27 protein-coding genes and 1 pseudogene are annotated in these 26815 nt (G+C 71.4%); 16 read left to right on the forward strand and 12 right to left on the reverse strand.

All coding sequences use genetic code 11. From position 1 onward, the window contains the following. Positions 1 to 163 precede the first annotated feature (163 nt). Together F0U47_RS14145 and F0U47_RS14150 are read right to left on the reverse strand one after the other, a co-directional pair. Entirely contained in the window at positions 164 to 811 is a 648-nt protein-coding gene (locus F0U47_RS14145) for a response regulator transcription factor (protein ID WP_149751115.1), read from the reverse strand. Continuing rightward, positions 799 to 2760, reverse strand: a complete 1962-nt coding sequence (locus F0U47_RS14150) for a sensor histidine kinase (RefSeq protein WP_188111358.1) — start codon at positions 2758 to 2760, stop codon at positions 799 to 801. Before F0U47_RS14150 ends, F0U47_RS14145 begins: the two co-directional genes overlap by 13 nt. A gap of 168 nt (positions 2761 to 2928) precedes the next feature. On the opposite strand from F0U47_RS14150, the pseudogene F0U47_RS21265 reads away from it, so the two are divergent. Together F0U47_RS21265 and F0U47_RS22130 are read left to right on the forward strand one after the other, a co-directional pair. Next, positions 2929 to 4443 (forward strand): annotated as a pseudogene (locus F0U47_RS21265) (RCC1 domain-containing protein); the annotation flags it as partial. A gap of 20 nt (positions 4444 to 4463) precedes the next feature. After that, positions 4464 to 4706, forward strand: coding sequence for an RCC1 domain-containing protein (locus F0U47_RS22130; RefSeq protein WP_368666144.1), 243 nt, complete (start codon positions 4464 to 4466; stop codon positions 4704 to 4706). A gap of 46 nt (positions 4707 to 4752) precedes the next feature. On the opposite strand, the gene F0U47_RS14185 is transcribed toward F0U47_RS22130, so the two are convergent. Both F0U47_RS14185 and F0U47_RS14190 read right to left on the reverse strand, forming a co-directional pair. After that, positions 4753 to 5763 (reverse strand): 5'-3' exonuclease, encoded by a 1011-nt coding sequence (locus F0U47_RS14185; RefSeq protein WP_149751118.1) that lies wholly within the window; start codon positions 5761 to 5763, stop codon positions 4753 to 4755. Positions 5764 to 5801: 38 nt separating this feature from the next. Then, complete coding sequence (locus tag F0U47_RS14190) at positions 5802 to 7019, reverse strand: Fic family protein (protein WP_149751119.1); 1218 nt, start codon at positions 7017 to 7019, stop codon at positions 5802 to 5804. Positions 7020 to 7173: 154 nt separating this feature from the next. Here F0U47_RS14190 and F0U47_RS14195 point away from each other — a divergent pair, with 154 nt between their 5' ends. The 10 genes from F0U47_RS14195 (at position 7174) to F0U47_RS14240 (ending at position 14142) form a co-directional block, all read left to right on the forward strand. Continuing rightward, positions 7174 to 7740: a DinB family protein gene (locus F0U47_RS14195; RefSeq protein WP_149751120.1), complete on the forward strand. Its 567-nt coding sequence runs from the start codon at positions 7174 to 7176 to the stop codon at positions 7738 to 7740. Next, a complete protein-coding gene (locus tag F0U47_RS14200; protein ID WP_149751121.1) occupies positions 7737 to 7931 on the forward strand; it encodes a DUF3046 domain-containing protein in 195 nt (64 codons plus the stop codon). Before F0U47_RS14195 ends, F0U47_RS14200 begins: the two co-directional genes overlap by 4 nt. Next, entirely contained in the window at positions 7928 to 9208 is a 1281-nt protein-coding gene (locus tag F0U47_RS14205; RefSeq protein ID WP_149751122.1) for an MFS transporter, read from the forward strand. The genes F0U47_RS14200 and F0U47_RS14205 overlap by 4 nt, the downstream gene beginning before the upstream one ends. Before the next feature lie 190 nt (positions 9209 to 9398). After that, the gene (recA, locus tag F0U47_RS14210; RefSeq protein ID WP_149751123.1) at positions 9399 to 10454 is read left to right on the forward strand and encodes a recombinase RecA; all 1056 of its coding nucleotides are present in this window, start codon (positions 9399 to 9401) and stop codon (positions 10452 to 10454) included. A 49-nt stretch (positions 10455 to 10503) separates the two neighbouring features. Then, positions 10504 to 11025, forward strand: a complete 522-nt coding sequence (locus F0U47_RS14215) for a regulatory protein RecX (protein ID WP_149751124.1) — start codon at positions 10504 to 10506, stop codon at positions 11023 to 11025. A 32-nt stretch (positions 11026 to 11057) separates the two neighbouring features. Beyond that, positions 11058 to 11564, forward strand: coding sequence for a phosphoribosyltransferase (locus F0U47_RS14220; RefSeq protein ID WP_246159630.1), 507 nt, complete (start codon positions 11058 to 11060; stop codon positions 11562 to 11564). Positions 11565 to 11574: 10 nt separating this feature from the next. Beyond that, positions 11575 to 12141 carry a GNAT family N-acetyltransferase gene (locus F0U47_RS14225; RefSeq protein WP_149751126.1) on the forward strand — a complete coding sequence of 189 codons (567 nt, stop codon included), beginning with the start codon at positions 11575 to 11577 and terminating at the stop codon, positions 12139 to 12141. Further along, positions 12138 to 12995 (forward strand): polyphosphate kinase 2 family protein, encoded by an 858-nt coding sequence (locus F0U47_RS14230; protein WP_223162777.1) that lies wholly within the window; start codon positions 12138 to 12140, stop codon positions 12993 to 12995. The genes F0U47_RS14225 and F0U47_RS14230 overlap by 4 nt, the downstream gene beginning before the upstream one ends. Continuing rightward, the gene (locus tag F0U47_RS14235) at positions 12992 to 13762 is read left to right on the forward strand and encodes a HipA family kinase (protein WP_149751127.1); all 771 of its coding nucleotides are present in this window, start codon (positions 12992 to 12994) and stop codon (positions 13760 to 13762) included. Before F0U47_RS14230 ends, F0U47_RS14235 begins: the two co-directional genes overlap by 4 nt. Beyond that, a complete protein-coding gene (locus F0U47_RS14240; RefSeq protein ID WP_246159631.1) occupies positions 13759 to 14142 on the forward strand; it encodes a DUF3037 domain-containing protein in 384 nt (127 codons plus the stop codon). Before F0U47_RS14235 ends, F0U47_RS14240 begins: the two co-directional genes overlap by 4 nt. Positions 14143 to 14158: 16 nt before the next feature. Here the strand turns inward: F0U47_RS14240 and F0U47_RS14245 are convergent, their stop codons facing one another. From F0U47_RS14245 to F0U47_RS14255, 4 genes are all read right to left on the reverse strand, one after another. After that, positions 14159 to 14902, reverse strand: coding sequence for a sirohydrochlorin chelatase (locus F0U47_RS14245; protein WP_149751128.1), 744 nt, complete (start codon positions 14900 to 14902; stop codon positions 14159 to 14161). 60 nt (positions 14903 to 14962) lie between these two features. After that, positions 14963 to 15706 (reverse strand): phosphoadenylyl-sulfate reductase, encoded by a 744-nt coding sequence (locus F0U47_RS14250; RefSeq protein ID WP_149751129.1) that lies wholly within the window; start codon positions 15704 to 15706, stop codon positions 14963 to 14965. Continuing rightward, a complete protein-coding gene (locus F0U47_RS21270) occupies positions 15703 to 15861 on the reverse strand; it encodes a hypothetical protein (RefSeq protein ID WP_188111360.1) in 159 nt (52 codons plus the stop codon). The genes F0U47_RS14250 and F0U47_RS21270 overlap by 4 nt, the downstream gene beginning before the upstream one ends. A 67-nt stretch (positions 15862 to 15928) precedes the next feature. Further along, the gene (locus F0U47_RS14255) at positions 15929 to 17650 is read right to left on the reverse strand and encodes a nitrite/sulfite reductase (RefSeq protein WP_149751130.1); all 1722 of its coding nucleotides are present in this window, start codon (positions 17648 to 17650) and stop codon (positions 15929 to 15931) included. Between the two features lie 355 nt (positions 17651 to 18005). On the opposite strand from F0U47_RS14255, the gene F0U47_RS14260 reads away from it, so the two are divergent. Continuing rightward, on the forward strand, positions 18006 to 19460 hold the full coding sequence (locus F0U47_RS14260) for a glycine hydroxymethyltransferase (protein ID WP_149751131.1): 1455 nt from the start codon (positions 18006 to 18008) through the stop codon (positions 19458 to 19460). Positions 19461 to 19476: 16 nt separating this feature from the next. Here the strand turns inward: F0U47_RS14260 and F0U47_RS14265 are convergent, their stop codons facing one another. From F0U47_RS14265 to F0U47_RS14280, 4 genes are all read right to left on the reverse strand, one after another. After that, the gene (locus F0U47_RS14265) at positions 19477 to 20220 is read right to left on the reverse strand and encodes a class I SAM-dependent DNA methyltransferase (RefSeq protein ID WP_149751132.1); all 744 of its coding nucleotides are present in this window, start codon (positions 20218 to 20220) and stop codon (positions 19477 to 19479) included. A 62-nt stretch (positions 20221 to 20282) separates the two neighbouring features. Further along, the gene (locus F0U47_RS14270; protein ID WP_149751133.1) at positions 20283 to 20729 is read right to left on the reverse strand and encodes a hypothetical protein; all 447 of its coding nucleotides are present in this window, start codon (positions 20727 to 20729) and stop codon (positions 20283 to 20285) included. An 82-nt stretch (positions 20730 to 20811) separates the two neighbouring features. Beyond that, on the reverse strand, positions 20812 to 21504 hold the full coding sequence (locus tag F0U47_RS14275) for a response regulator (protein ID WP_149751134.1): 693 nt from the start codon (positions 21502 to 21504) through the stop codon (positions 20812 to 20814). Continuing rightward, positions 21501 to 23090, reverse strand: a complete 1590-nt coding sequence (locus F0U47_RS14280) for a sensor histidine kinase (protein ID WP_246159632.1) — start codon at positions 23088 to 23090, stop codon at positions 21501 to 21503. The genes F0U47_RS14275 and F0U47_RS14280 overlap by 4 nt, the downstream gene beginning before the upstream one ends. 136 nt (positions 23091 to 23226) lie before the next feature. Between F0U47_RS14280 and F0U47_RS14285 the strand changes: the two genes are divergently transcribed. The 3 genes from F0U47_RS14285 (at position 23227) to F0U47_RS14295 (ending at position 26814) form a co-directional block, all read left to right on the forward strand. Further along, positions 23227 to 24618, forward strand: coding sequence for a cation:dicarboxylate symporter family transporter (locus tag F0U47_RS14285; protein WP_149751136.1), 1392 nt, complete (start codon positions 23227 to 23229; stop codon positions 24616 to 24618). Between the two features lie 74 nt (positions 24619 to 24692). Further along, complete coding sequence (locus F0U47_RS14290) at positions 24693 to 25682, forward strand: YihY/virulence factor BrkB family protein (protein ID WP_149751137.1); 990 nt, start codon at positions 24693 to 24695, stop codon at positions 25680 to 25682. A 10-nt stretch (positions 25683 to 25692) separates the two neighbouring features. Beyond that, on the forward strand, positions 25693 to 26814 hold the full coding sequence (locus F0U47_RS14295) for a potassium channel family protein (protein ID WP_149751138.1): 1122 nt from the start codon (positions 25693 to 25695) through the stop codon (positions 26812 to 26814). Position 26815 lies beyond the last annotated feature (1 nt).

Here is a 26815-nt window from a genome sequence, read left to right on the forward strand (position 1 = left end):
CCGGCTTCCGGCTGCGGGTGGTGCAGAGCTCACCGGTCTCGACGTAGAGGACGTGCGCAGCCAGGTCGCGGCCGCAACAGCAGAGGACGCTGATCTCGGCGCCGCCCGGCAACCACCAGGCGGCCTGGGCCTCCAGCGCTGTCCCTGAGAGCGCGGGCTCCCATCAGGCGCCCTTGAGAGCGGCGAGCACCGCGAGGACCCGCCGGTGGTCGTCCTGGGCGCCGTGCAGGCCGAGCTTCGTGAAGATGTTGGCGATGTGGCTCTCCACGGTCTTGGGGGAGAGGGTCAGCCGGTGGGCGATGGCCGAGTTCGACCGGCCCTCCGCCATCAACGCGAGGACCTCCCGCTCGCGCTCGGTCAGCTGGCGCAGCGGGTCGGCGGCGGTGTCGCGGCGCATGAGGTGCCGGACGATCTCGGGGTCCAGCACGGTGCCGCCTGCCGCGATCGTGCGCAGCGCATCCGTCAGGGTCACGACGTCGAGGACGCGGTCCTTGAGCAGGTACCCGAAGTTCTCCGCGTGGTTCTCGAGCAGCTGGGACGCGTAGTGCGTCTCGACCGCCTGCGAGAGCAGCAGGATGCCGAGGCCGGGCAGCTCCGCCCGCAGCTCCTGGGCGGCCGCAGCGCCCTCGTGGGTGTACGTCGGCGGCATCCGGATGTCGATGATGGCGACGTCCGGCGTCAGTTCCCGTACCGCGCTGATGAGGCCCTCCGCATCGGCGGCCAGGGCACAGACCTCGACCCCTGACTCCTGGAGCAGCCGGGAGAGTCCCTCCCGCAGCAGGGCAGAGTCGTCGGCGATCACGACCCGCATGGGAACCTCGCCTCGACCCGGGTGCCGCACGGATGGTTGGGCCTCACCGACAGGGATCCGCCGAGGGCGGCGACCCGGTCGGCAAGTCCCTGCAGGCCACTGCCCTGCGCGTCGGCTCCGCCGGTGCCTCTGTCGCTGACGGTCACGACCAGGTCGCTGCCGTCCTGTGTCGCGACGATGGCGACCTCGTCGACCTCGGCATGCTTGACCACGTTGGAGACCGCCTCGGCGACGACGAACCACGCCGCACTCTCGACGGCCCGCGGGAACCGCCGCTCGGCGACGGAGACCTGGAGATGCAGCGGGATCCGGTTGGCGAGGTCCTCGACCGCGGCGCGGAGCCCGCCGCCGGCGAGCGCGGCCGGCTGGAGGCCGGCGGCCAGGTCGCGGAGCTCCTGCACCGTACGGCCGAGGTGCTCGATCGCTCGGTCCACCTCGTCGCGGAGAACCTCCTCGGCGCCGTTGATCCGAGCCGACCGGAGCTGGAGCGCTATCGCCAGGAGCCGCTGCTGCGCTCCGTCGTGGAGGTCGCGCTCGATCCGCTGTCGCTCCTCCAGGTGCGCGCCGGCGAGCCGTGACCGGGACTCGGTGACGTCCTCGACCTGTCGGGCCAGCTCTGCGCGCAGCCCGAGGTTGTCGATGTCGGCGGCGGCCTCCTGGCTCACCGCCTCCACGACACTGCTCTCGGTGCGCCGTGGGTCGAACTCGATCCTCGCGCCGACGCGGTGGTCGCGGACCACGTCGACGGTCGAGCCGGTCGGTGCCGCGGCGTGGCCGCTGGACGTCACCCATCCCTCGGCGGCCGGGAAGAGCACCCGAACGCTCGGATCGCCAAGCGCCTCGCGCAGAAGGGTCTCGAGGTCGGTGTCCGCTCTGCGGAGACCGGCTCGCACGACCTGGACCGCGTCGAACCGTCGCCGGTTGAACCGGCGGTCGACCGCGTTGCGGGCCCACAGGTACGCCGGCCGCGCCGCGGCCACCGCGGCAAGGGTGGCGACACTGGTCGGCCAGCGGGCCGTGGAGCTCAGCGTGGGGATGCTACGGGTGATCACCAGCACCACCAGCCCGAAGACCGCGATGACCGCTCCCGAGGCGAGCGCGTAGCCCACCGACTCGCTGACCACACGCTCCACGTCGTACAGCCGGTACTTGGCCACGGAGAAGGCCGCCCCCAACGTGATCGTGACGATCCCGACGGCCATGAACGCGCCGGCCAGCTCGTCATGTCCCGCGTACGCCGCGACGAACGACCCGATCACGCCGGGCGCGAGCGGGCTGGCTCCGGCCACCAGCCAAAGCAGCTGCTGACGCTCCTCCCCGCGGGACCGGCGGAAGGCGCGCGCGACGGAGAACACCGAGGCCAGGACGCAGAACCCCAAGGTCAGCACCGCGACGGTGGACGCCGCCGCTGTCGCCGTCTCCGCCCCGTCGATCGCCCACGGACTCGTGGTGTCGCGGTACCCCCCGGTCTCGAGCCGGGTCGACCGCGTCAGGGATCCGACCTGGGAGGCGAGGGTGGAGACGATGGTCACCACCGGGAGATGGCGCCAGGGGCCGGATCTCGGGGCAGGGGTGAACTGGAGGATCAGCGCCAGGAAGAGGAACCACCACAGGAAGCTCGACTCGCTCAGGGTCGCGACCAGCTCCGCGTGGGGCATCTCGCCGGGCTCCGACGTCAGCGCCACCTCGGCGTACATCTCGGTGAGCCCGCTCCAGGCCAGTGCGGTTCCGAGCCCCAGGAACGCCCAGCCGGCCACCTGGCGGTGTGCGCGACCGGTCAGGACGACGCCCACGGCCCAGCTGACCACGGTGCCCGTGATGTACGGCGTTGTCGTGAGGACCGACTCCAGGTGGATCCCGGAGGTCGGCGCGCCGGGCCGGCGAACCTGGACGAGGACCATGCCCAGGATGAGGGCGGGCACGAGCGGCCAGGTCACCGCCCTGGCCACGAGTCTGCCCCTCGGGCTCGGCGCCATCACATCATCGTGGCAGCAAAGCGCGGCGTGCGGCTCAGGGTTGGCCCTGATCACAGAACTCGGTGCCTACCCCGTCGTGCTGTGGTCCGGCATGGCCGACGCTGGGAGAACATCCCGCTGACCAGCAAGGAGAGCCGCATCATGTCCACCCACGTGTCGACGTCACCGGGCACCCGCGGCACGAGAAGGTTCTCCCCGTCAGCTCTTCGGTTCTTTGCCCTGACCGTCAGCCTCTCCTGCGCGCTTCTCCTCACCGTCGCGGACGTGACGGTGTCGGCAGCGCAGGCGGCGGGGCCTAGTGGCGTCGACGGAGAGTCGATCACCACGATCGATCCGGAGGCGCAAACCGGCACCCTCACGGCCGGTGGCCGCCACACCTGTGGTCTTCGCACCGGCGGCACCGCCACCTGCTGGGGCGACAACACCTCCGGCCAGAGCACGGCCCCGTCCGGCACGTTCACCACTCTCACGGGCGGCGAGCACCACACCTGCGGCCTGCGCACCAACGGCACGGCCGCCTGCTGGGGTGCAAACGCCGAGGGGCAGAGCACCGTCTCCGCCGGGTCCTACACCGCTCTTACGGCCGGCCAGTTCCACACCTGCGGTCTGCGCACCAGCGGCACCGCGACCTGCTGGGGAAAGAACGACCATGGCCAGAGCACCGTGTACTACCCGACCGCAACGTTCACCTCCATCACGGCCGGCGCAGGGCATTCTTGCGGTGTCTTCACCAACGGGACAGGCACGTGCTGGGGCCGGAACGACTTCGGCCAGTCTTCCGTCCCCGCCGGCACCTTCACCGCGATCGACGCGGGCGGCACGCACACCTGCGGGTTGCGCCTCAACGGCACAGCAACGTGCTGGGGCGACAACTTCGACGGCCAAGCCGATGCCCCCGCCGGTACCTTCACCATGCTCACCGCCGGTAAGTTCCACACCTGCGGCCTGCGCACCAACGGCACCGCCACCTGCTGGGGCTGGAACCTCAACGGCCAGGCCACGGCCCCCACCGGCACCTTCACCACCCTCGCCGCCGGGGGCACCCACACCTGCGGTCTGCGCACCAACGGCACCGCCACCTGCTGGGGCTGGGACGCCTCCGGCCAGACCTACGCGCCGGATGACGTTCTCGGCCGCCCGGGGATCAGTGCCGGGACCAACAGCTCCTGCGGCATCCAGGCCAATACCACCATCGTGTGCTGGGGCTCGGACAGCGACGGCATCGTCAGCAACCCGCCCTCCGGGCGGTTCACCGGGGTCAGCAACGGCGGCTCGCACGCCTGCGCGGTCCGGATCACCGGCCTCCCGGCGTGCTGGGGTGACAACACCAGTGGACAGGCCACAGCCCCCAACGCCGTCCTGTCCACCGTGAGTGCCGGCACTAGCCACACCTGCGGCGTCCGGTCCACGAGCTCCATCGTCTGCTGGGGCAGCAACAGCAATGGTCAGACAACCGCCCCCACCGGCAGCTACCTGTCCGTCTCCGCCGGGGGTGCCCACACCTGCGCCCTGCGCACCACCGGCGCCGTGGCCTGCTGGGGCAACAACGCCTCGGGCCAGTCCACCGCGGCCGCGGGAACCTTCACCAACCTCGCGGTCGGCGATGCCTTCAGCTGCGCCCTCCGCACCGCGGGTACCTTGCGCTGCTGGGGTCTCAACGACCAGGGCAGAGCGACGTGCCGACCGGCACGTTCACCAGCATCACCGCTGGTGCCAACCACGCCTGTGGCCTGGCCACTGACAGCACGATCGAGTGCTGGGGCGCGAACTCCTGGGGCAAGGCATCTCCACCGACCGGCAGGTTCAGGTCCGTCGAGGCCGGCGCCAACCACACCTGCGGGCTGCGCGCCAGCGGCGATCTCATCTGCTGGGGCCGCAACCAGGCCGGCCAGACGTCGGTCCCTCCCTGGTTCGGCTGAACCTTCGCGGTGACAACCGCCTGCCCGTCCAACCGGCAGCGGCGAGTCAGGACCATGACGCCGAGGCCGGATCGGTGCTGAGGACGCGGACGGCGAGGGCGGTGGTCGCCTCGACGTTGAGGAACCCGACGACGTTGCTGACCCGGTCGAGGTCGAGCGGGAGCAATCCCGGGCTGCCGGGCACGTCGGGGGTGAGCCCGAGGTCCAGGTCCTCCCGCCCCGACATGATCCGCACGTTGAAGTCGTAGCGCTCGCGCGCGCCCGGCGCCCGGAGCCGGCGTACGACGGTCGCGCCCACCCGGCGGGAGCCGGTCTCCTCCGCCCACGAGTCCAGCGCCGCGACCAGCGCGTGCCCGTCGTTGTGGTCGATGTCGGCCCAGACCGTCTGCATCGGACCCGCGTGCTGGAGGAGGATGGCGGCGGTCTTCTCGCCGATCCCCGGGACGCCGGGCAGGTTGTCGCTCGCATCACCCCGCAGCGCGGCGAACTCGAGGTAGCGCTCGGCCGCGACGCCGTACATCGCGTGCAGCCTCTTCGGGGTGAGCAGCGGTGACCCGTTGATGCCGCCGTCGATCAGCCGCAGCACCCGGGTGTGGTCGCTGATGTGGGCGAACGCGTCACGGTCGGACGTGATGATCACGCAGTTCCAGTCGTTGGCGCGCGCCCAGGCGGCGCCCGAGGCGTTGACGTCGTCGGCCTCGAGACCCGGGGGAGTGACCGTGGCCAGGCCGAGGGCGTCGAGCAGCGCGCCGGCCCGGTCGAGCTGGTCGACGAGCTGCGTGTCCTTCTGGCTGCGACCGGCCTTGTAGTCGGGGTAGGCGTCCCTGCGGACCGATGCCGTGCGGTCGTCGAGCCCGAAGACCACCGCGTCCGGGGCGAACCCTTCGATCGCCTCGATGATCTGGCGCAGCATGCCGTGCAGGGCCCAGGCGGGGCGGCCGGAGCGGTCGGTGATCCGCGTGTGCGCCCGGGCGTGGTGGTGGCGGTGCAGGAGCGACGGGGCGTCGACGACGAGCAGCAGCTTGCGGTCGCGTGGCTGCGGGTCAGGTGGGGGCATGGCGATCGCCGCCATCGTAGGTCCCCGGGGTCCTGGGGCTACGTCGACTCGCTGCCGCGGACCCGCGCCTCGACGCGCACCGCCAGGTCGGCGAGCTCGTCGAGCACGTCGCCGACGCCCCACACCTGGTTGCGTCTGCGGTCGGTCAGGGGACGGATGATGCCGGCGTCCTGCAGCCGCTCGAGGGCCCGGTAGACCGTCGTCGACGGCATCCGGAGCTGGCGCTCGAGGTCCTCCGGGCTGGCGACCGGGTCCTGCGCGAGCCGGTCGACCACGACCGCCAGCGCGGTCCCGGCCCTGGGCCCACCCAGCGCCTCGCGCCACCGGTCGGGCATCTCGCGCAGCCGCTGGGCGGTCGTCTGCGACTCGGTCGCGGCGATCGTCGCCGAGGACGCATACACCTCCACGATCGCTGCGGCGTCTCCCGCGTGGTAGCGGTTCAGGGCGTCGAAGTACTCGCTGCGGCGGGCGGCGAGAGCCGCCGCTACCGGCACCGTCACCTGTCGGGTGATGCCGCGCTGCCGCAGGAGCCCGGCTGCGAGCGCGCGTCCGATCCGCCCGTTGCCGTCGGTGAACGGGTGGATCGCCTCGAGCTGCGCGTGCGCGATCGCGGCCTGGGCGACGGCGGGGAGGTCGACCCGGCTGCAGAACCTGACCAGGTCGGCCATCTTCCCCGGAACCTGGTCGGCCGGTGGGGGGACGTAGATCGCGCCGCGCGGCGAGTGGTCGGACCCGCCGATCCAGTTCTGCATGGTCCGCCACCGTCCGGCGTACGGCGCGTCGACCGGGTCGTGCTCCATCAGCCTGCGGTGGGCGTCGAGGATCACCTGCTCGGTGACGGTGCCGACCGTGAGCCGGTCGAGGGCGCCCGTCGCGCGGGCCATCGCGAGGGCCGACGGGTTGGCGCGGCTGCCGTGGAGCGCTCGCACGTAGTCATCGATGCTCGCCTCCTCGTGCTCGATCTTGGAGGAGGCGATCGACTCGGCTCGCAGGAGCAGCGTGGCGAGCGGACGGAGGTGCTCACCATGGGTCGCGTCGAGCGCCGCCATCGCGCGGACGGCTTCCTCCGACAGCGCGACGATCGCCGCGGGGATCATCGGCACGATCTCCGCGATGTCGGCCGGGACGGAGACGGTGATCTCGCGCAGCCGACGGTCGTCGATGGTGCCGCCCTTGCGGGTCTGCTGCCACGACACCCTCGCGGAGGTGCTGGCCGGGACGGGGACGCCGGCCCCGGGCGGCGATGGGCGGGCCATGGGAACAGCGTACCGACTATTCCCACAATCGGCGCTGAAATGGGAATAGGGGGCTTCTCGTTCCCGGACCGTGCGGCCGGACTTTGGCGGTAGATCGAGCCTCGGTGGGCGGATTTCGGTCGCGGCTGTTGGTCCGGCTTGGGAGGATGCGTGCGTGAGTTCCCCCGGAGACATCGTGCCCGACAGCAAGGACTGGACCTGGGTCCTCGACCGCCCCTGCCCGGAGTGCGGGGTCGACGTGAGCGCGGTCGACCGCGCGGACCTCGGTCCGCTGATCCTGGAGAACGCGACGTCGTGGCAGCAGGTGCTCGCCCACCCGGAGGCCACCCGGCGACCGGAGCCGACGGTGTGGTCGCCGACGGTGTGGTCGCCGACGGAGTACGCCGCGCACGTCCGCGACGTGCACCGGATGTTCTCCGGGCGGGTCGCCCTGATGCTCGCCGAGGACGATCCGACCTTCGCCAACTGGGACCAGGACGAGACCGCGATCGCCGAGCGCTACGACCTGCAGCAGCCCGCCCAGGTGGCCCCGGAGCTGCTGGCCGCGGCGGAGGAGGTCGCGGCGGCGTACGACAGCGTGGCGGGTGACGACTGGGAGCGTCGCGGCACGCGCAGCAACGGCAGCGTCTTCACCGTCGAGTCGCTCGGTCGCTACCACCTCCACGACGTGGTCCACCACCTGTGGGACGTCCGCTGGGTCGCGGCGGAGTCGTCAGGGTGAGGCACACCGAGTTCTGGGCCCGACTCGACCAGCACCTGGGGCGGGCCTATTCCCGGACGTGGGCCGAGCAGCAGGTGCTCGGCGAGCTCGGCCACCGCACGGCGATCGAGGCCCTGGACGCCGGGGTCCCGCCGAAGCAGGTCTGGGCCGCTGTCTGGCAGAGCCTCGGCCTGCCGGCGAGCGAGCGATGACCACGCCGGCGCCCACGCCGGTGGTGCAGGAGCCGGCGGCGGACCTGCAGCGCCGTACGGTCCGGGTGCTCGTGCTGACCCAGGCGGTCGGCGCGCTCGGGATCACGATCGGGATCGCCACGGCTTCCCTGCTGGCCCGTGACCTCTCCGGGTCCGAGGCGCTCTCGGGGCTGGCGCAGACCGCCCAGGTCCTCGGCGCTGCGGTCATCTCGTTCCTGCTCGCCGCGGTGATGGGGCGGCGCGGGCGCCGGGTCGGTCTGGTGACCGGCTACCTCCTCGGCGCGGCCGGCGGCGGCCTCGCGGTGCTCTCGGGGATCGTCGAGTCGATGCCGCTCCTCCTCGTCGGCGCCGTCCTGATCGGCGCCGGCACCTCGGCCAACAGCGCCGCGCGGTTCGCCGCCACGGACCTCGCCGACGACAGCAATCGCGGCCGGTCGCTCTCGCTGGTCGTCTGGGCGACGACGATCGGTGCCGTCCTCGGTCCGAACCTCACCGGCCCGGCGGGCGCGTTCGCCGACGCCGTCAACATCCCGGAGCTCACCGGTCCGTTCGCGATCGGTGCCTTCGGCATGCTCGCCGCCGCCCTGGTGGCCTTCGTGATGCTGCGACCCGACCCGCTGCTCCTCGCCCGGGAGCGCGCGCGTGACGTGGAGGTCGGTCACGTCGCGGCCGGGTCGTCCGCCTCCCGGGCGTGGCAGGCGGTGCGCGAGCGGCCGATCCTCGGCCTCGCCATCGGGGGACTGGCGCTGGCCCACGCCACGATGATCAGCGTCATGGTGATGACGCCGCTCCACATGGAGCACGGCGGCGCCGAGCTCGACGTCATCGGCCTGGTGATCAGCGTCCACGTCCTCGGGATGTTCGCGTTCTCGCCGCTCGTCGGCATGCTCGCCGACCGGTTCGGCCGTCCGATCGTGCTCGGGTCCGGCGGCATGGTGCTCGTGATGGCACTGCTCCTGTGCGCCTCGGCGCCGGAGGGGATGTCGTGGCAGGTGACGGCCGGGCTGTTCCTGCTGGGCGTCGGCTGGTCGCTGGCGATGGTGTCGGCGTCGACGATGGTCGCGGAGCACGCCCCGCTCGAGTCGCGCACCGACGTCCAGGGGACCTCCGACCTGGTCATGGGCGTCACTGCAGCGTCAGCCGGCGCCCTGGCCGGCCTGATCGTCGGCCTGGCCGGCTACCCGGTGCTGGCGCTGGTCACCCTCGCCCTGGCGTTCGGCGTCGCCGGTGCGGCTGCGCGAGCACAGATCGACACCGCGACACGCCGCACGCCCTGAACACCTTCGAACAGGTGTTCGGCTAGGTTCTCCGTTACGGCGACGAGTGGTGCGAGCCACCTGTTGTCCACAGGTACGACGCACCGGCGGGTTCTCCCCAACTCGGACGCGGCTGATCAGGCTGTGTCGGACCCTCGCCCTAGCGTCGCAGATGTACCTGGCCCGACCACCAGACGAAGGACGTGAGGACATGGCGGATGACCGCCTCAAGGCGCTCGACACGGCGCTGCTCAACATCGAGAAGGCCTATGGCAAGGGCTCGGTCATGCGCCTCGGCGACGAGACGCGCGCCCCGCTCGAGGTGATCCCCACCGGGTCGATCGCCCTCGACGTCGCCCTCGGGATCGGCGGCCTTCCCCGCGGCCGGGTGGTCGAGATCTTCGGCCCGGAGAGCAGCGGAAAGACGACGGTCGCGCTGCACGCCGTGGCCAGCGCCCAGGCGGGCGGCGGCATCGTGGCGTTCATCGACGCCGAGCACGCGCTCGACCCCGACTACGCCCAGGCCCTCGGCGTCGACACCGACGCGCTCCTCGTCTCCCAGCCGGACTCCGGTGAGCAGGCGCTCGAGATCGCCGACATGCTGATCCGGTCGGGCGCGCTGTCCCTGATCGTCATCGACTCCGTGGCCGCGCTCGTGCCCCGGGCCGAGATCGAGGGGGAGATGGGTGACAGCCACGTCGGCCTCCAGGCCCGGCTGATGAGCCAGGCGCTGCGCAAGATGACCGGTGCCCTCAACAACTCCGGCACCACCGCGATCTTCATCAACCAGCTGCGCGAGAAGATCGGCGTGATGTTCGGCTCGCCCGAGACGACGACCGGTGGCCGCGCGCTGAAGTTCTACTCCTCGGTCCGGCTCGACGTGCGCCGGGTCGAGACGCTCAAGGACGGCACGGACTCGGTCGGCAACCGGACCCGGATCAAGGTCGTGAAGAACAAGGTGGCCCCGCCGTTCAAGCAGGCCGACTTCGACATCATGTACGGCAAGGGCATCAGCCGCGAGGGCGGCCTGATCGACGTGGGCGTCGAGGCCGGCCTGGTCCGCAAGGCCGGGTCTTGGTACACCTACGAGGGCGACCAGCTCGGCCAGGGCAAGGAGAACGCCCGCCAGTTCCTGGTCGACAACCCCGACCTCGCCAACGAGCTGGAGAAGAAGATCCTCGAGAAGCTCGGCGTCGGTCCGCAGGTCGTCGACGAGGCCGAGTTCTCGAACCTCCCTGACGAGCCCATCGGCGTGGACAGCTTCTGAGGGTTCGAGGCTCGCAAGCTCGCACCTCAACCACCCGGAGGGGTGAACTGTGTCGATCGACGACGAGCGGGACCTCGGGCCCGAGCCTGACCACGAGTCGGTCGCGCGGAAGATCCTGCTCGACCAGCTGACCGGTCAGGCCCGGAGCCGACACGAGCTCGCCGAGCGGCTGGCCCGTCGCAACGTCCCTGACGACGTGGCGGGCCGGCTGCTCGACCGGTTCGAGGAGGTGGGGCTTGTCGACGACGAGGCGTTCGCCCGGTCCTGGGTCGACAGTCGGCAGCGCACCCGCGGGCTGGCCCGGCGCGCGCTGGCCCAGGAGCTGCGGCGCAAGGGCGTCGACGACGAGACCGCGCGGGAGGTCCTCGCCGAGGTCGACCCGGCTTCGGAGGACCAGGCGGCCCGCCAGCTGGTCCGCAAGAAGCTCCGCGGGCTCCGCGGGGTCGACGACACCGTCGCCGCGCGCCGCCTCGTCGGCATGCTCGCCCGGAAGGGCTACTCCGCCGGCCTCGCTTACGCGATCGTCAAGGACGAGCTCGCCGAGGCGGGGCGCGAGGTCTCGGTCGACTAGCCCCTCTGGACAGCCGGGGCAGAATGGCCCGCGTGACGAGCGACGACGCCGCGGCACGCGAGATCCTCACCTACGCCCAGTTCGGCACCGCGGTGCGCGAGCTCGCGCAGCAGGTGGTCGACGACGGCTACGAGCCCGACATCGTGCTCGCCGTCGCCCGCGGTGGACTCGGGCTGGCGATGGGGCTGGGCTACGCGCTCGACGTGAAGAACCTCAGCGCCGTCAACGTCGAGTTCTACACCGGGGTCGACGAGCGGCTCGACGTACCCATCATGCTTCCGCCGACCCCTGCCGTCATCGACCTGACCGGGATGAAGGTCCTCATCGCCGACGACGTCGCCGACACCGGCAAGACGCTCGAGGTGGTCCGCGACTTCGTCGCCGACCACGTCGCCGAGGCGCGCACGGCCGTGATCTACGAGAAGCCCTGGAGCGTGATCAAGGCCGAGTACGCCTGGCGCCGCACCGAGCGGTGGATCGACTTCCCCTGGTCGGCCACCCCGCCCCTGGTCGACCGCCGCGGCGGGCTGGCGCACTGAGCGGCCGACGATGGAGCCGGACGTCGACCTGCCGGCCGTCGGCCTCCGGCCGATGACCCGGGCCGACTTCCCCGACCTGCTGCGCTGGCGGACCGCGCCGCACGTCGCGCGGTGGTTCCCGAGCACGGAGGCGGCCACCCTCGCCCTGATCGAGGCTCGCTACGGTCCCCGCGTCGACGGCCGGGGAGCGACCCGGATGTTCGTGGTGGAGGCCCACGGTCGCTCGGTGGGCTTCCTGCAGGACTACCGCATCAGCGACCACCCGGAGTTCGCCGTGCTCACCCCGGACCCCGATGCGATCGGGGTGGACTACGCGATCGGGGAGGTCGCGTGGCTGGGGCGCGGCGTCGGGCTGCGCATGCTGCAGCGCTGGTACGCCGTCGCGCATGCCGGCTACCCGGACGCGACGACGTACTTCGCCGCGCCCGACCACCGCAACACGGCCTCGCGCCGCCTGCTCGTGAAGGCGGGCTTCGTCGAGGGCACCTGGTTCGACGAGCCGCAGCGCGACGGCACCGTGGCGACACTCGTCGGTCACACCCTGGCCGCGGCATCGGTGCTTGGATTGCGTCCATGATCGACTACGTGGCGATGGCTGCCTCGCTGCGCGTGCCGGCCGGGCCGGTCGACCTCGCGTCCATCACCACCGATGCGACACCCGGGTTCACCGGCGCCAAGAAGGACGGCGAGGTGGTCCTGCTCGGGATGGGTGACCCGCTCGCCGACCTGCAGGAGCGGCTGTTCGCCGAGGGCCGGTCCGGAGGGAGCCGGAACCTGCTGCTCGTCCTCCAGGGCATGGACACCTCGGGCAAGGGCGGGACCCTGCGCTCGACGGTCGGCCTGATGGACCCGCAGGGCGTGCGGATCACCTCGTTCAAGGCTCCGACAGAGGAGGAGCGCGCGCACGACTTCCTTTGGCGGATTGCGAAGGCGCTGCCCGAGGCCGGATACGTCGGTGTCTTCGACCGGTCGCACTACGAGGACGTCCTCATCGCCCGGGTCCGGTCGCTGGCGCCGCCGGAGGAGATCGAGCGGCGCTACGACGCGATCAACGCCTTCGAGGCAGACCTCGTGGAGGGCGGCACCACGATCGTGAAGTGCATGCTCCACATCTCGCCCGCCGAGCAGAAGGAGCGCTTGCTCGCCCGTCTCAACCATCCGAACAAGCACTGGAAGTACAACCCCGGCGACATCGACGAGCGGTCGCAGTGGCCGGTGTACCAGGAGGCCTACGAGCTCGCGATCGAGCGCACCAACACCGGGGCGGCGCCATGGCACGTGGTCCCGGCCGACCGGAAGTGGTACCGCAATCTCGCGATCGGAAGCCTGCTGCTCGCCGCGCTCGAGGACATGGGCCCGCAGTGGCCCAAGGCGGACTTCGACGTCGCCGAGGAGAAGCGCCGGCTGACCGAGGAGGACCCGCTCCGGTGAGCCTGCCGACCGTCACGGTGACCCGCTACGTCACCCCCCTCCGCGAGGGCGGCAGCCTCCCGGGCGTGGTCGAGGCCGACGACCTCGGCACCTACGTCTGCAAGTTCCGCGGCGCCGGCCAGGGCGTGCGGGTCCTGGTCGCCGAGGTGATCGTCGCCGGTCTCGCCGAGCGGATCGGGCTCCGGACGCCGCGCCAGGTGGTCCTCGACCTCGGCGCCGACCTCGCGCGCTACGAGGCCGACGAGGAGGTGCAGGACCTGCTCCGCGCGAGCGTCGGGCTCAACCTCGGCATCGACTTCCTCCCCGGCGCGTTCGGGTACGACGGCGACCTCGCCCCCCACGCCGACATCGCCGCCCGGGTCCTCTGGCTGGACGCGTTCTGCGCGAACGTCGACCGCTCGTGGCGCAACCCCAACCTGCTGCTGTGGCACGACGACCTCTGGGTCATCGACCACGGGGCGGCGCTCTACTTCCACCACGCCTGGAGCGGCGGCGTGACCGACCCGGAGCGCTTCGCCCGCCAGCCGTGGGACAGCTCCGACCACGTGCTCGGCAGCTACCGGCACGGGCTCCCGGCCGCCGACGCCGAGATCGCGGGTCTCCTCTCCGCGTCCGACCTCACCGACGTGGTGGCGCAGGTCCCGGACGCCTGGCTCGAGCCCGTGCCGGGCGCCGAGACACCCGACCAGCTCCGCGCGTCGTACGTCGCCTTCCTCGCGGCCCGGCTCGCGACCCGTCAGTGGCTGCCGGTGGCTGGTGCCGCGTGAGCACCTCGATGCCCTACCAGTACGTCGTGCTGCGCTGCGTGCCGCGCGTCGATCGGGAGGAGTTCGTCAACGTCGGCGTCGTGGTCTACTGCCAGGCAGCCGACTTCCTAGACGTGACCTGGCACTGCGACGCCGACCGGTTGCGGGCGGTCGACCCGTTGCTCGACGTCGAGCGGGTGTGCGACGCGCTCGCGTTCGTCGACGGGGTGTGCGCGGGCGACGAGCGCGGGGGAGCGCTGTCCGGCCAGCCGCTGACCCAGCGCTTCGGCTTCCTGAAGGCGCCGAAATCAACGGTGCTCCAGCCCGGCCCGGTCCACGGTGGTGTCACCGCGGATCCGGCCCGGGAGCTGGAGCACCTGTTCGGTCGCCTGGTCGGCTGACCGGGTTGGGTTGGGGTCAGACGGGGACGAGCTCCACGGCGCCGACCGCGTAGCGCGCGAGCACGGTGCGGGCGATCTCCGGGTGTGCGCCGAGCGGCTCGGAGACGGCGACGGCGCCGGCCTCGAACGCGAGCTCGGTCGCGCGGTCGAGCAGGCTGCCCGGCGCGAGGAAGAGCGACGCGACCGCGATGTGCCGGCGTCCCTCGGCGCGGAATGCCCGCACCGCCTCACCGGTGGCCGGCGGAGCGGCCGCGGCGTAGGCGGCCGTCACCGGCAGCTTGTGGTGGGCGCCCCAGAGCCGCGCCAGCCGGGCGACGGCCTGGTTGGCCAGCGGGTCCGACGAGCCGGCGGCGGCGAGCACCAGCGCGTCGAGCTCGCGGACACGGGCGTCCTTGAGCGCGGCACGCATCCGCTCGTCGAGGACCTCGAGGAACCGGGTCTCGAGCCCGAGCACGTCGGTCGTCCGGATCTGGAGACCGGGGTGACGGGCGGTCGCCTCGGCGATCACCTCGGGCACGTCGACCTTCGCGTGGAAGGCCTCGTTGAGCAGAAGGGGTACGACGACGATCTCGTCGTGGCCCGCACGGACCAGCTTGTCGACGACGGTCTGGAAGCCCGGCTTGGCGAGCTCGAGGAACGCCTTCTCGATGCGGAGGTCGGGGCGGAGCGCCTTGACCTCGTCGACAAGGGCGGTCACCGTCGCGGCGGAGCGTGGGTCCCGGCTGCCGTGAGCCAGGGCCACCAGTGCAGGAGCGGCCATCAGGAGCTGTCTCCTCTCATGTGGTGCAGGGGAAAGTGGATGAGTCACGGGGGGATGTGCTCACGAGTGGATCCCGCACTCGGTCTTGTTGGTGCCGGCCCAGCGCCCACTGCGAGGGTCCTCGCCCGGGGCTACTCGGCGCGTGCACGGCCAGCACCCGATCGAGGGATAGCCGTCGTACACCAGGGGGTTCACGAGGACGCCGTTGTCCGCGATGTAGCGCTCGACCTGCTCGTCCGTCCAACGGGCGAGCGGGGACACCTTGACCTTGCCCTTCTTGGCGTCCCAGCCGATCACGGGTGCGATCACCCGGTTGTGGGTCTCCGCGCGTCGCAGACCGGTGGCCCAGGCGTCGTACTCGGCCAGGGAGTCCTGCAGCGGCTGCATCTTGCGCAGCTTGCAGCACAGGTCGGGATCGCGCTTGTAGAGGTCCTTGCCGTACTCGGCATCCTGCTCGGCCACGCTCTGCACAGGCGTGATGGTGAGCAGGTTGACGGGCAGTGTGTGGCGCACGGCGTCGGCGGTGCCGATTGTCTCGGCGAAGTGGTAGCCGGTGTCGAGGAACACGACGTCGATGCCGGGCACGACCTTGGACGCGATGTGCGCGAGGACGGCGTCACCCATCGACGACGTCACGCAGAACCGGTCGCCGAAGGTGGCGGCGGCCCACTCGATGATCACCTCCGCGGGAGCCAGCTCGAGCTCCGCGCCCCAATGGGACACGATCTCGCGCAGCTCCTCGGGCGAGCGGCCGTCGGTGTGGGCACCGCGGGCGAGGCGGGCCTTGGCGGTGGACACGCTCATCGCGGCTCACCTCCCGGCCGCACGAGACCGAGCATCTTCAACGAGAAAGCGCGCAGGCACGACCGGCACTCCCAGGCGCCGTGGGTCGCCCCGTGCGGGTAGAGGTCGCCCTCGCCGCAGAAGGGGCAGTGGAACGGCACTGCGCGCTCCGTCATCGGGGTCCCCGCACGATTGTTCGCTGGGGGAGCGAAGCGGAGGAGGCGAAGAATCGGGTGGGGTGATTCATTGGACGGACTCCAGCGTCTTGTCGCCGCGGAGCAGCTCCTCGTCGGCGCGGGCGACCCAGTCGGCGAACCGCTCGTCGTCCTTGCGGTCGGCGAGGTAGTTGCTGACCACGCTGCTGACGTAGTCGTCGAGCGCGACGCTGGTGACCTTGTGGGCGCGCAGCTTGCGGCCGAAGTTGGCGCCCAGCCCGGTCGCGCCGCCTAGGTGCACCTGGAAGCCCTCGACCTGCTTGCCGTCGTCGTCGAGGACGAGCTGGCCCTTGAGGCCGAAGTCGGCGACCTGGGTGCGGGCGCAGGCGTTGGGGCAGCCGTTCACGTTGACGGTGATGGGGGTGTCGAGCTCGGGGAAGCGGCGCTCGAGCTCGTCGACCAGGTCGCGGGCGCGGTCCTTGGTGTCGACGATCGCCAGCTTGCAGAACTCGATCCCGGTGCAGGCCATCGTGTTGCGCCGCCAGTTGGAGGGCCGGGCGGAGAGCCCGATCTCATCGAGGCGCGCGACGAGGCCGTCGACCTGGTCGGCGTCGACGCCGATGAGCACGATCTTCTGGTACGGCGTCAGGCGGGCCCCGGCGACGCCGTACTCCTCGAGCAGGTCGGCCAGCTGGACCAGCAGGCTGCCGGAGACGCGGCCAACGGTCGGCGCGATGCCGACGTAGAACTTGCCGTCCTTCTGGGGGTGCACGCCGATGTGGTCGCGGTGGCCGACCGGCGACTCCGGGGACGGGTTGGAGACGAGCTTCTTGCCGAGGTACTCGTTCTCGAGCACCTCCCGGAACTTCTCCACGCCCCAGTCGGCGACGAGGAACTTGAGCCGGGCGCGCGAGCGCAGCCGGCGGTAGCCGTAGTCGCGGAAGATGCCGGCGACACCGGACCACACGTCCGGGACCTCGTCGAGCGGGATCCAGACGCCGAGCTTCTGGGCGAGCATCGGGTTGGTCGACAGCCCGCCACCGACCCACACGTCGAAGCCGGGGCCGTGCTCGGGGTGGACCGTGCCGACGAACGACACGTCGTTGGTCTCGGGCGAGACGTCGTGGCTCGGGTGACCGGTGAGTGCGGTCTTGAACTTGCGGGGGAGGTTCGAGAAGTCCTTGTGGCCGATGTAGCGGCGCTCGATCTCCTCCAGGGCCGACGTGCCGTCGATGATCTCGTCGGCGGCGACGCCGGCGACCGGCGAGCCGAGGAACGGCCGCGGCGAGTCGCCGCAGGCCTCCATCGAGTGGAGCCCGACGGCGTCGAGACGGTCCCAGATCGCCGGGACGTTCTCGATCTCGATCCAGTGGTACTGGATGTTCTCGCGGTCGGTGACGTCGGCGGTGTCCCGGGCGAAGTCGACGCCGATCTCGCCGAGCGCGCGGACCGCGGCGGGGGAGAGCAGCTTGCCGTCGGTGCGGACCCGCAGCATGAAGTAGCGGTCGTCCAGCTCCTCCTCCTCGAGGGAGGCCGTCTTGCCGCCGTCGATGCCGGGCTTGCGCTGGGTGTAGAGACCCATCCAGCGGAACCGGCCGCGGAGGTCGGCGGGGTCGATCGAGTCGAAGCCGCGCTTGGAGTAGACGTAGAGGATCCGGTCCCGCACGTTGAGCGGGTCGTCGTTCTTCTTGCTCTCCTCGTTCTTGTTCAGCGGCTCGCGGTAGCCGAAGGACCACTGGCCCTCGGCACGGCGGGGACGCGGGACGTCGGTGAACTTCGGCGGCTGGGAGTCGAAGCGCAGGTCGGCCATGGTTCTACGAAGGTCCTTCGCTGATGGGCGCGTACAACGCGCGGCTGAGGTCTGGGAGCGATGCGGATCAGCGGGGCCAACACATCATGCTGCGGGTACGCCCGAGGTCCACGTGGCGGCGTACCACGAGGAACTTGTGCGTTGCAGCAGAGACCATGTCAACCAGTCTCAGTCCGCGGACGGAGCTTCCACAAATCGGGATCTCATGATGTGGACGGACGTCTCGCGATGCGGACGGTGATCTCCGCCTTCCGCCGCGTGAACGCCGTTGTTGCGACGCACGTCACACGCAGTGCGGGCGGCTACGAACGGGGTCACAGTGATCGGAACGCCCGTCCCCCCTACGATCTTCCGCATGAGCCCGGTCAACCCCAACTCCAGCAGCCTCGTCAGCAGTGCGTACCAGCAGGCGCTGGACGTGATCGCCTCTGTCGAGCCGCGGATCGCCGACGCCACCCGCCAGGAGCTCGCCGACCAGCGGGCGTCTCTGAAGCTCATCGCGAGCGAGAACTACGCGTCCCCGGCCGTGCTGTTGACCATGGGAACCTGGTTCAGCGACAAGTACGCCGAGGGCACGGTCGGCCACCGCTTCTACGCGGGCTGCCAGAACGTCGACACCGTCGAGGCGCTCGCCGCCGAGCACGCCCGCGAGCTGTTCGGGGCGGAGTACGCCTACGTCCAGCCGCACTCCGGCATCGATGCCAACCTCACCGCCTACTGGGCGATCCTGGCCCACCGGGTCGAGGGGCCGTGGCTGCAGAACGCCGGCGTCAAGAACATGAACGACCTGAGCGACGCCGACTGGGAGAAGCTGCGCCACGAGCTCGGCAACCAGCGCCTGCTCGGCATGAGCCTGGACTCCGGCGGCCATCTCACCCACGGCTTCCGCCCGAACATCAGCGGCAAGATGTTCCACCAGCAGCAGTACGGCACCGACCCGGAGACCGGGCTGCTCGACTACGACGCCCTCCGCGCGAAGGCCAAGGAGTTCAAGCCGCTGATCCTGGTGGCGGGCTACTCCGCCTACCCGCGGCGCGTGAACTTCGCCAAGATGCGCGAGATCGCCGACGAGGTGGGCGCGACCCTGATGGTCGACATGGCGCACTTCGCCGGCCTGGTGGCGGGCAAGGTGTTCACCGGCGACGAGGACCCGGTCCCGCACGCCCACGTGGTCACCAGCACGTCCCACAAGTCGCTGCGCGGCCCGCGCGGCGGTTTCATCCTCGCGACCGAGGAGTACGCCCCGAGCGTCGACCGCGGCTGCCCGATGGTCCTCGGTGGTCCGCTCTCGCACGTGATGGCGGCGAAGGCGGTGGCGTTCGCCGAGGCGCGGACCGCGGAGTTCCAGACCTACGCCCAGCAGATCGCCGACAACGCCAAGTCGCTGGCCGAGGGCTTCCTCAGCCGCGGCGGCAAGCTCGTCACCGGCGGCACCGACAACCACATCGTGCTGCTCGACGTGACGTCGTTCGGGCTGACCGGCCGCCAGGCGGAGTCGGCTCTCCTCGACGCCGGCGTCGTCACCAACCGCAACTCGGTCCCGGCCGACCCGAACGGCGCCTGGTACACCTCTGGCATCCGGCTCGGCACCCCGGCGCTGACCACCCGCGGCTTCGGGCACGACGAGTTCGACCGGGTCGCCGAGCTGATCGTCCACGTCCTGCAGAACACCACCCCCGGCACGACCAAGGCGGGCGATCCGTCCAAGGCGTCGTACGTCCTGGCGGAGGGTGTGGCCGACAAGGTCAAGGACGCCTCGGTCGAGATGCTCGACAAGCACCCGCTCTACCCCGGGCTCGAGCTGGCCTGAGGTCCGCCCGCGGTCGTCAGGCGGACTTGCGCCAGACCGACACGTGCTTCGTGCTCTCGCCGGTGAAGGGGCTGCGGTCCCAGTCGGCGTAGCGCGCCTCCGGCTCCATGCCGGCGATCCGCGCCATCAGGTCGAGCTCGGCCGGCCAGGCGTACCGGAAGTCGCCGGCGTCGCGCCGCCAGGTCCCGTCCGCGGTGCGGGTGAAGTGATGGGACGTCGACCGCTGCGTGGCGAGGTCGAACGTGTCGAACCCGACGTGGGCGTCTGAGACGTCGAACGGGACGGCTCCCTGCGTCGGTGGGAGCCGCCGGAGCGGGGGAACCCCGACCTCGACCAGGAACCTGCCGCCGGGAGCTAGGTGTCGCGCGGCGTTGACGAAGCACGCGACCTGCTCGTCCTGGGTGAGGAGGTTCGAGATCGTGTTGTAGACGAGGTAGACGAGCGAGAACGAACCGGCACCGTCGACGACAGTCGTCGCCATGTCGCCGATCGTCACCGGGAGCCGGGCCTCGTCGACCTTGGCGCGCAGCCGCTCCGCCATCGGCGCGGACAGCTCGATCCCGGTGACGGGCACCCCGCGCTCCCGCAGCGGTACGCCGACCCGGCCGGTCCCGATCGCCAGCTCCAGCGCCGGTCCGTCGCCCGCGAGCTCCGCGAGCAGGTCCACCGTCGGCGCGAGCACCTCGGGCGCGAACATCGCCGCGTCCTCCTCGTCGTAGCGCGCCGCGGTCGCGGCGCTCCACACCTTGCTGCTGGTCACGGTCCACCACCCTGGTCCGCCGGCAGCCAGGCTGTCGACCGAGTTTCCGCCCGCCGCATCGCTCAGGCGGATCGCGTGCGGGGGAGGATCTCGTCCATCGGCGCGGGGATGATCGCGGTGTCGGTGGCGACATGGAGCAGCTCCAGGCGCACGTCGGCGGCCCGGGCCGCGGCATAGAGCTCGCGGCACATCCCGCGGTCGTCCTCGGACAGTCCGCCACCACCGGGCCGCGCGAGCATCAGCGCCACGCTGCACGCGTCGCCGCCGAGACCGCTGACGAGCATCGCGAGGAGCTCGACGAAGCGGGCCGCGTCGTCAGCGCCGAAGGCGGTGGGCATCTCGTCGAGCTCGACGACGTTGGGGTGCGGACGGCCGTCGGGGTCGACGAGCACGAAGTACATCCGGCGGGTGTGCCAGCCGAGGGGCTCGATGATGGTCCGCCACATCGTGGTGACGTCGGCATCGGTCGTGAGGACGGGGAAGTGAGGCTCCCGAGAAGGTTTCGTCATGGCGTCATCGTGTCCCTCTCGACCGACGTACGGGAGACCCTCCGACCCGGCCTGTGGATAACGGCTGGCTGGCCTGTGTGGGTCAGCGCCAGTGGTAGGCGACCTCGGGGCGGCCGCCGCCTCCGCCGTACCTCGGCTGCCGCTCGGCGAGGCCGACGCCGGCGAGGTGCTCGAGGTAGCGCCGGGCGGTGACCCGGGAGATCCCGACCGCTGTCGCCGCCTCGCTGGCGGACATGCCCTCCGCCGCGTCGCGCACGGCAGTGGTGACGTCGCGCAGGGTCTCGGCGCTCATCCCCTTCGGCAGCGGCGCTGTGCCGGTGGGCCGGAGCGAGCCGAGCAGCCGGTCGACCTCGTCCTGGACGACCTCCCGCGGCGTGGCCGCGAACTGCTCCCGGTAGGCGGCGTACTGCTCGAGCTTGGAGCGGAACGTCGCGAACGTGAACGGCTTCAGCAGGTAGAGGACCACCCCCTGGGCGACGGCGTGCCGCACCACGTCGGTGTCGCGGGCCGCGGTCACCGCGATCACGTCGCAGAGGTGACCGGCGGCGCGCACGCCATTGAGCAGCCCGAGGCCGTGGCCGTCGGGGAGGTTCATGTCGAGCAGCAGCAGGTCGACCGGGCGACCGCGGCCCCGTTCCGCGTCGAGGAGCCGCATGGTGTCGGCCACCGAGTGCGCGACGCCGGCGACCTCGAAGCCGAGCACGCGGGCGACGTACGACGCATGCGCCTCGGCCACCCGCACCTCGTCCTCCACGACGAGCACCCGCGCCGTCACGACGGCTCCTGGGGCCGCAGCGTCACCGTGAACCGCGCCCCGCCGAGCGCGGACCGGCCGACGGTCACGTCGCCGCGGTGCCGCCGCGCGACCTGTACGACGAGCGCAAGCCCGAGCCCGCGGCCCGTGCCGGGCGCGGCCTTGGTCGTCCACCCGCGCTCGAGCACCCGGGCGGCGTCCTCGTCGTCGAGGCCCGGGCCGCTGTCGTCGACCGTGATGACCAGCGACTGCCCGTCCCGCTCCAGGTGCACGGTCACCCGGCGCTCCTCGGCGTCGGCGACCGCGTCGAACGCGTTGTCGACGAGGTTGCCGAGCACCGTCACGACGTCCCGGCGCGGGACCTCGCCGGTGTCGGCGACGCTGCCGGTGATCGCGAGGTCGATGCCACGCTCGGTCGCCTCCGCCGACTTGCCGAGCAGCAGCGCGGCCACCACCGGGTCGTCCACCGCGCCGACCACCCGGTCGGCCAGCAGCTGGGCGACCTGGAGCTCCTCGGTGGCGAAGTCCACGGCCTCGTCCGGCCGCCCCATCTCGATCAGGGACACCACCGTGTGGAGCCGGTTGGCGGACTCGTGGTTCTGCGAGCGGAGCGACTCCGTGAGCCGCCGGACCACGTCCAGCTCACCGGTCACCGAGCGCAGCTCGGTGTGGTCGCGCAGGCTCACCACCGAGCCCACCTCGCGGCCGTCCCACCGCGCCGGCGCGGTGGAGACGACGAGCATCCGGTCCCCGGCGAGGTAGAGGTCGTCGGACTCTGCGGTCCGGCCGAGCGCGGCCGCGACCAGGCCGGGCGCGAGGCCCAGCTCGCCGACCTGGCGGCCGACGACGTCGTCCGGCAGCTCGAGAAGGCGCCGGGCCTCGTCGTTCGCGAGCTCGACGCGACCGTCCGGGCCGAGCAGCAGGAGGCCCTCCCGGACCGCGTGGAGGACCGCCGAGTAGTACTCGTACATCCGCGCGATCTCACGCTCGCCCATCCCGTGCGTCATCCGCCGCAGCCGCCGGCTCACCAGCCCGGCGCCGACGAGACCGACGGCGAGCACCGCGGCCGCGCAAAGCAGGATCACCAGCACGTCGCGACGCAGCTCGCGGTTGAGGTCGCTGACCGTGATGCCGACCGAGACCAGCGCGACGACCTCGTCACCGTCGCGGACCGGCACGACCGCGCGGACCGAAGGGCCGAGGGTGCCGATGAACTCCTGCGTGAAGACCTCGCCCTCCGGCGCGCTCCCGAGGTCGCCGACGAACGGCTTGCCGATGTTGTCCGGGTTGGGATGGGTGTAGCGCGTGCGGTCCAGCGCCATCACCACGACGAAGTCGGTGTCGGTGTCGACCCGCACCTGCTCGGCGTACGGCTGGAGGACCGAGGTGGGGTCGGGGGACTGGACCGCGGCGCGGACGGTGGGGGCGTCGGCCACCGCCTCGGCCACGGCCACAGCGCGGTCGGTGGCGTGGTCGCGCACGTCCCGGCGCGCGTCGTACGCCGTCAACGCGATCGCGGTCGCGACCAGGACGACGACCACCCCGACCTGCAGCAGCAGGACCTGCCGGGCGACCGAGATGTCGGTCAGGAAGCGGGGGCGACGCACTCCGTCATTGTCACGCAGGTCGGGGCCGGTGATGTGGCGGGCGTCACGAACACAACGAACGCAACGGTGACGCAGGTCACTCCGCTCGGGACAGTCGGGGAAAGCCGGGACCGCCGGCACCCCCAGGAGGTCAACCATGAGCAACCAGCTCGCCACCCCACCCGCAGCAGCGGGCCGTCGGGCCCGCCGGGACCGAACCCACTACCTCTACGTCGCCGTCATCGTCGCCGTCGCCGCCGGCATCGCCGTCGGGTTGGCGGCGCCGTCGTTCGCCGTCGAGCTCAAGCCGCTGGGCCAGGCATTCGTGGCCCTGATCAAGATGATGATCCAGCCGGTCATCTTCTGCACGATCGTCCTCGGAGTCGGCTCCGTGCGCAGTGCCGCCCGGGTCGGCAAGGTCGGCGGTCTCGCCATGCTCTACTTCGTGGTCATGTCGACCGCGGCGCTCGCGATCGGCCTGGTCGTCGGCAACGTGCTCAACCCCGGCGGTGGGCTGCACATCACCGAGGAGACGGCGTCCGCCGGCGCCGAGCAGGCGGCCGAGACCGGCCACGCCAGCACGACCGACTTCCTGCTCGGCATCGTGCCCGACTCGATGCTGTCGGCCCTCACCTCCGGCGAGGTCCTGCAGACCCTGCTGATCGCGCTCCTCGTCGGCTTCGCCCTCCAGGCGATGGGCTCGGCGGGCGAGCCGGTGCTCCGCGGCGTCGGGCACCTCCAGCGGCTGGTGTTCCGGGTGCTCGCGATGATCATGTGGGTCGCTCCGGTGGGTGCGTTCGGTGCGATCGCCGGCGTCGTCGGCGAGACCGGCCTCGACGCTCTCAAGAGCCTTGCGGTGCTGATGATCGGGTTCTACGCGACTTGCGCGGTGTTCGTGTTCGTGCTGCTCGGCGCGATCCTGAAGCTCGCGACGGGCGTCAACCTCTTCTCGCTGCTGCGCTACCTCGGCCGTGAGTTCCTGCTGATCCTGTCGACGTCGTCGTCCGAGTCCGCGCTGCCCCGCCTGATCGCGAAGATGGAGCACGCGGGCGTCGACCGGCCGACCGTCGGCGTGGTGGTGCCGACCGGCTACTCGTTCAACCTCGACGGCACCGCGATCTACCTGACGATGGCCTCGCTCTTCATCGCGACCGCGATGGGGTCTCCGCTGTCGATCGGGGAGCAGATCTCGCTCCTGCTGTTCATGATGATCGCGTCCAAGGGTGCTGCCGGTGTCACCGGCGCGGGGATGGCAACCCTCGCGGGCGGCCTGAGCTCGCACCGTCCCGACCTGGTGGACGGCGTCGGCCTCATCGTCGGCATCGACCGGTTCATGTCGGAGTGCCGCGCGCTGACCAACTTCGCCGGCAACGCGGTGGCCACCGTCCTCATCGGCCACTGGACCGGCGGTGTGGACCGCGCCCAGCTCGACCGGGTGCTGGCCGGCGACGACCCGTTCGACGAGACCACGATGGTCGACGACCACGGTGACACGGCTCCCGAGGAGGCGCAGCGCGACTCCTCCGAGAAGGCGCCCGCCCTGGTGTGACGCTGACGACGCCGGGAGCCGGACCACGCGCGGCGTGGCGGCTCCCGGTGTCGCGTGCGACTACGGTTGCGGCCATGAGCGCCGAGGACCCGGGCGCCGGGGGAGTCCCGTCGCCGCAGCCCTGGCACCGGCGCTTCCTGCACCTGGTCTGGCGCCTGGTCGTCACCACGGTGGGCTCGTGTCTGAGATACCGCGTCACCGGCCTGGCCGCCGAGGGCGCGTTCTTCGCGGTGCTCTCAGTGCCGCCGCTGATCTTCGCGCTCATCGGGGGCGTCGGCTACGTCTCGGAGAACTTCACCGCGGGTCAGATCGAGGACATCCGCGAGGCGGTGCTCGAGCTCTTCTCCACGTTCCTGACCGACCGTGCGGTCAACAAGGTCATCGAGCCGACGCTCAACCAGGTGCTCCGTGGCGGCCGGTTCGACGTCATCTCGATCGGCTTCGTGCTGTCGCTGTGGTCGGGCTCGCGCGCGCTCAACGTCTTCGTCGACACCATCACGATCATGCACGGCCTCGGCGGGAGCCGGGGGATCGTCAAGACCCGGGCACTGTCATTCGTCCTCTACATCCTGGCGCTGATCACCGGCGCGGTCTCCATCCCGCTGGTGCTCGCGGGGCCGACCCTGGTCCGCGACTGGCTCCCGGAGCGGGCCGAGTTCCTGATGACCTTCTACTGGCCCACGATCATCGTCATCTGCATCTGCTTCCTCGCGACGCTCTACCACGTCTCGGTGCCGGTCCGGACGAACTGGAGCTTCAACCTCCCTGGCGCCACGTTCTCATTGGTCGCCTGGATCCTCGGCTCCTACGTCCTGCGCTGGTTCCTCACCGTGACGGCCGCTGACTCCCGCTCCATCTACGGTCCGCTCGCCGCGCCGATCGCGGTGCTCCTGTGGCTCTACCTCCTGGCGCTGGCCGTGCTGATCGGTGCCGCGGTCAACGCCGCGTTCGACGCCGTCTTCCCGCAGGAGGTGACCACCCGCGCCCGGCGGGAGCTGGTCACCCGCCTCCGCAGCCGGGTGACGCAGGCGAGGGAGCGCGGCGCACAGGTCGACGTCGACTAGATTCGCCGCTGTGCGCGCCCCTCTGTCCCCGGACGCCGACCAGGCCACGAGCCTGGTCGCGCTGCCGGAGCGCGAGCGCTCGCCGTGGTGGGAGCTCGGCCGGCGGATCCTCGCCGCGTTCGGCATCCTGGCCGGCACGGTCGTCCTCGTGATGATCGACCGGGGCGGCTACCGCGACTCCGGCGACGCCACCACCGCCAACCCGTTCGGCACGGTCTCGCTGGTCGACGCGATCTACTACACGACGGTCACCCTCAGCACGACCGGGTACGGCGACATCGCGCCCGTGTCCGACCAGGCCCGCCTGGTGAACGCCTTCGTCATCACGCCGGCCCGCATCGCGTTCCTGGTGCTGCTGATCGGCACCACGCTCGAGGTGCTGGCACAGCGCGGCCGCGAGATGTTCCGCATCGCCCGTTGGAGGAAGCACATGGGACACCACGTCGTCGTCATCGGATACGGCACCAAGGGCCGCAGCGCCGTCGACACCCTCGTCAACAACGGGCTCGACCGCGAGAGCGTGGTCGTCGTCGACCCCAGCCCCGAGGCTCTCGCCGAGGCCCACGCCGACCAGCTCGCCGTCGTGACGGGGGATGCGACCCGACGAGAGGTGCTCCGCCGGGCCGGCGTGGCCACCGCCGACCAGGTGATCGTCACGACCGACCGTGACGACACCAACGTGCTCGCCACCCTCACCGTGCGGCAGCTCAACCCCGACACGTTCATCGTCGCGGCCGTCCGGGAGCAGGAGAACGCCCCGCTGATCCGGCAGTCCGGCGCCAACTCGGTCATCATCTCCGCCGACGCCGTCGGCCGGCTGCTCGGCCTCTCGACGCTCTCGCCCACCCTCGGCACGGTGATGGAGGACCTGCTCACCTACGGAGGAGAGGGTCTGGAGGTCGCCGAGCGTGAGCTGCTGGTCAACGAGGTCGGTGTGCCGCCGCAGTCACTGCCGGACCAGGTGATCGCCGTCGTGCGGGACGAGAAGGTCTACCGCTACTTCGACCCGGTCGTGACCCTGCTGGCGCGCGGCGACCGGCTGGTCGTCGTACGTCCGGCGAAGGAGCTGCCGTGGGCCCCGCGGCCGGGCACGCACAACGAGGACTTCGCCAGCGACGACCACGAGGACTGAG

It is taken from the genome of Nocardioides antri, from assembly GCF_008373765.1.
Classification (GTDB): domain Bacteria; phylum Actinomycetota; class Actinomycetes; order Propionibacteriales; family Nocardioidaceae; genus Nocardioides; species Nocardioides antri.

Excerpts from the sequence above, each read along its gene's own strand:
- F0U47_RS14145 (WP_149751115.1), bottom strand. The coding sequence starts at position 811 with ATGCGGGTCGTGATCGCCGACGACTCTGCCCTGCTGCGGGAGGGACTC.
- F0U47_RS14185 (WP_149751118.1), bottom strand. The coding sequence starts at position 5,763 with ATGCCCCCACCTGACCCGCAGCCACGCGACCGCAAGCTGCTGCTCGTC.
- F0U47_RS14190 (WP_149751119.1), bottom strand. The coding sequence starts at position 7,019 with ATGGCCCGCCCATCGCCGCCCGGGGCCGGCGTCCCCGTCCCGGCCAGC.
- F0U47_RS14205 (WP_149751122.1), top strand. The coding sequence starts at position 7,928 with ATGACCACGCCGGCGCCCACGCCGGTGGTGCAGGAGCCGGCGGCGGAC.
- recA (WP_149751123.1), top strand. The coding sequence starts at position 9,399 with ATGGCGGATGACCGCCTCAAGGCGCTCGACACGGCGCTGCTCAACATC.
- F0U47_RS14225 (WP_149751126.1), top strand. The coding sequence starts at position 11,575 with ATGGAGCCGGACGTCGACCTGCCGGCCGTCGGCCTCCGGCCGATGACC.
- F0U47_RS14230 (WP_223162777.1), top strand. The coding sequence starts at position 12,138 with ATGATCGACTACGTGGCGATGGCTGCCTCGCTGCGCGTGCCGGCCGGG.
- F0U47_RS14245 (WP_149751128.1), bottom strand. The coding sequence starts at position 14,902 with ATGGCCGCTCCTGCACTGGTGGCCCTGGCTCACGGCAGCCGGGACCCA.
- F0U47_RS14250 (WP_149751129.1), bottom strand. The coding sequence starts at position 15,706 with ATGAGCGTGTCCACCGCCAAGGCCCGCCTCGCCCGCGGTGCCCACACC.
- F0U47_RS21270 (WP_188111360.1), bottom strand. The coding sequence starts at position 15,861 with ATGACGGAGCGCGCAGTGCCGTTCCACTGCCCCTTCTGCGGCGAGGGC.
- F0U47_RS14255 (WP_149751130.1), bottom strand. The coding sequence starts at position 17,650 with ATGGCCGACCTGCGCTTCGACTCCCAGCCGCCGAAGTTCACCGACGTC.
- F0U47_RS14260 (WP_149751131.1), top strand. The coding sequence starts at position 18,006 with ATGAGCCCGGTCAACCCCAACTCCAGCAGCCTCGTCAGCAGTGCGTAC.
- F0U47_RS14270 (WP_149751133.1), bottom strand. The coding sequence starts at position 20,729 with ATGACGAAACCTTCTCGGGAGCCTCACTTCCCCGTCCTCACGACCGAT.
- F0U47_RS14285 (WP_149751136.1), top strand. The coding sequence starts at position 23,227 with ATGAGCAACCAGCTCGCCACCCCACCCGCAGCAGCGGGCCGTCGGGCC.
- F0U47_RS14290 (WP_149751137.1), top strand. The coding sequence starts at position 24,693 with ATGAGCGCCGAGGACCCGGGCGCCGGGGGAGTCCCGTCGCCGCAGCCC.